The organism is Asaia sp. SF2.1 (assembly GCF_000505765.1).
Classification (GTDB): Bacteria; Pseudomonadota; Alphaproteobacteria; order Acetobacterales; family Acetobacteraceae; genus Asaia; species Asaia bogorensis.
Map to the genome: position 1 here is coordinate 74,129 of NZ_AYXS01000006.1, position 2,883 is coordinate 77,011.

Consider the following 2,883-nt stretch of genomic DNA (forward strand, 5'->3'; position numbering starts at 1 on the left):
ATTCTCTGATCCGAAGGCGTTAATCTCGTCATTGATGGGACGCAACCGGTTGCTCAGCGCACTGACGCTCTCCGACAGCCCGTCACTCGCCACATGGCACTGACGCAGGGCAAGGTTGAGCGCCTTTTCGGCTGCCTTGACCTTACCCGCCTCCTTCACCCGCTCCGTAAGGGGCTTGCCAAGCTTGAAGCCTAAATTGGGAAATGGCAGTCCGATGCGCGGGCGCTCGGCTTCTGCCGCTGTTGCTTCCGGTTGAGATGCCGGGGCAGCCCCCGCATCCGGCGTGCTTTGAGGATTCAGCTGCGTCGATTTTTGGGAAGAGTTCTCGAGTTCCGGAGTGGGGGGAACGTCGGAAGGCAGCTCCTTCTCTGCCTTACCGCCGGGCTCACCTGTCCTACTCTCAGGTGCGCGATCCTCCGCCTCCTTCGCATGCTCGACATCGTCGCGACGACGCTGCTCGTCCTCCTGGGGGGTCGATGCAGGCTCGCGGGCCGATTGCGCGCGGTCCGCTTCCCGGTTCGCCCTGGTTTCGGCCTCCATACTGGCCCTGTACTCCTCATCGAGGCCGGGCGGGATCTCGTCCTGAGCGGGGGCTCTGTTTCCGGGAGTAGGAGCGGCTGGCTCGGGCTGGGATGCCGGCTCAACGCTGGGCCCGTCGACATCCTGGGCCGGGGTGCCCGCACTCTGTTCCGCTTTGGGCTCTGGCGCGGCCTCAGGCGCGCTGGCCGCTTCGTCGTGGACCACGCGCTCTTGTGCGACCGAAGGACCTGACGGTTCCTGGGGTGCAACAGGCGCTGTCGTCACCTCTGGCCCGGAAGCGGGCTCCTGCACGGCGGGTGGGGCGGGACGCGGCTCTTCCTGTCGCGTCTGCGCGGCCACCCCACGCCCCTGGAGGAAGTCCTCAAGGCGCGCCTCAAGGGCGCCGATCGCCTTGTAGGCGCGTGCCGCGTTCTGTTCGTCCGGGGTGAGGCCTGCCATTGTCACGGCCTGGCTGCGCACACGGCTTGCAAGGCTCCGATCGTCCAGAAGATCGGCCTGGCGCAGCAACGCCTTCATGTCCTCATTGGCCAGCCCGGGGTAAGTCCCACGCCGACGTTCGGATTCCATGCGCAAATCGAGAGGCACGTAAGCGAGAGGCGCTGAGGGATGATTGCGGTTCCAGTCGCCGATCAGCCATAGCGCCTGGGTACGAAAGGCCTCGTCCTTGGCCGCATCAGGCGCACGGCTGACTTCGATCAGACGGTTGAGATCGTCGGACAAGGCGCGCTGTCCCGGCGGCAGCGCGTCATTGACGGTCTTCAGATGCTGCAGGAAATCGATCAGGCTGTCGGGCTGCGCGCCGGAATTGGAATTGGAATTGGTCTCGGACACAGGACTGTCTCCTATTGTGCCGGCGGTGCCGGCAGGGTGCTGGGGGATTTCAGACGGTCCTCGGCGGAATGCGCGAGAAGCGTGGCGACCGCGAGCGCCTGCTGCTGCTGCAGCTTGTATTGCTGCCACAGGATCCAGTTCTGCTGGGCGAGCATCATGGCGATCTGGATCTCGACCGGTTTGCCGGGCGGCATCGCCTGCAGATCCTTCTGGTATTGCAGACCGGAATAACGGCGATTGACCTCGAGCTCGGCCGCCTCGTTGACCGATACCTTGTCCGAAGAGGGTAGACCTTCATGGGTCTGTTCTTCTTTCTGGGCGGTGGTCAGCGTCACGGTCTGCGCATGGGTACCGATGACGCCATTGGCGATTTCATGGCTCAACGACATCGCAGCGTTATAGGACCGGCGAAGAGGCGCCATATTGCGTCCGGCAGCAGAGCTGCGTGCGCTGCCGCGCAGATCCGGCGGCGCCACAGGCTGGATCAGATTGCTCTCATAGGCGGCTGCCGCGTCGATACTGTCCTGGTCGGGATAGGTCAGAACGCCGATCGCGTGACCGGCATCCTGATCCGCATCCTGCAAGGCGCTGCTTTTGGGCAGCGAACACAGTCCCGCCTCGGCGTCGTTCGCGTCACAGAACTGTTTGGTATGGAGCTGGTTCGACGCCTCGACACCCTGCGCGCCGCCATTATAGGATGGGGTGCCGGGACCGGCCGCGCCACGTTGCGTCTTCGCGGTTGCAAGGGCCTGTGCCACGTCATTGGCGTTACTCGCTGCCACGACCACGGATTGTCCGCCATTCAGGTTGAGGCAGTCCTGACGGTTGGTGGTGTAGTTGTCACGCAGACCCGCATTGCGGATATCGCGCATGCTGCGCAGCTGAACCAGGTTGTCGGCATTGGCGATCTGCTGCTGGGCACCGACCTGTGCCTTCATGTAGTTCGAGAGCTGCGTAAAGCCGTTACCCGTCACCTTGTTCAGCAGGCTCATACCGGTGCTGACGGCTTTTTCGACCGCGCCCATTGCGCCGTTGAGGACACCCTGCATCGTGGTAATAGCGGTGACGATCGGCGCGACATCGATCCCGAACATGGCCTGGGCCGGACGCGGCGCCATAACCATACCCGCGATAAAGACGCAGGCGAGAAGCGCCCCACGACGCAGGGAGGAAGGCCCGCTCATTGGCGCTGTTCCGAGAGGCCGGTTGAGGTGCCAAGCGAGGCGATCGCATAGCCGTCAGGCATCTGCGTGCTGCCCTCGACGCCCCAGCTCTGCTGACCGCTGGTATTGGTCGAGGCGGAAACGATCGTATCGCCGCCGCCGCCGACATTAATGGCCGGACAGAACGTTCCGGACCCGGTACCGAGCCCCGCGCCGAAATTCGTATTGATGCCCGTCACGGTGAGGCCGCATTGCGCAGCCCCCTGCAGAGAATTCCATTTATCGGTCAGGGCCGAGCAGAATTGTCCGGCGACCTTCTGGGCGATGGAGGCGGGATTGAGCCCCGAGG

1 protein-coding gene and 2 pseudogenes are annotated in these 2,883 nt (G+C 63.9%); all 3 read right to left on the reverse strand.

Annotated features, from left to right (window positions below; translation table 11 throughout):
- Nucleotides 1-1,371: pseudogene (locus tag P792_RS24890) on the reverse strand (hypothetical protein); the annotation flags it as partial.
- An 11-nt stretch (nt 1,372-1,382) separates the two neighbouring features.
- Nucleotides 1,383-2,555: a hypothetical protein gene (locus P792_RS24895; protein WP_023978007.1), complete on the reverse strand. Its 1,173-nt coding sequence runs from the start codon at nt 2,553-2,555 to the stop codon at nt 1,383-1,385.
- Nucleotides 2,552-2,883: pseudogene (locus P792_RS24900) on the reverse strand (hypothetical protein); the annotation flags it as partial. The pseudogene P792_RS24900 and the gene P792_RS24895, both read right to left, overlap by 4 nt.

What these genes read in the sequence shown, in the direction of transcription:
- P792_RS24895 (WP_023978007.1), bottom strand. Translation starts at nt 2,555, where the DNA reads ATGAGCGGGCCTTCCTCCCTGCGTCGTGGGGCGCTTCTCGCCTGCGTC.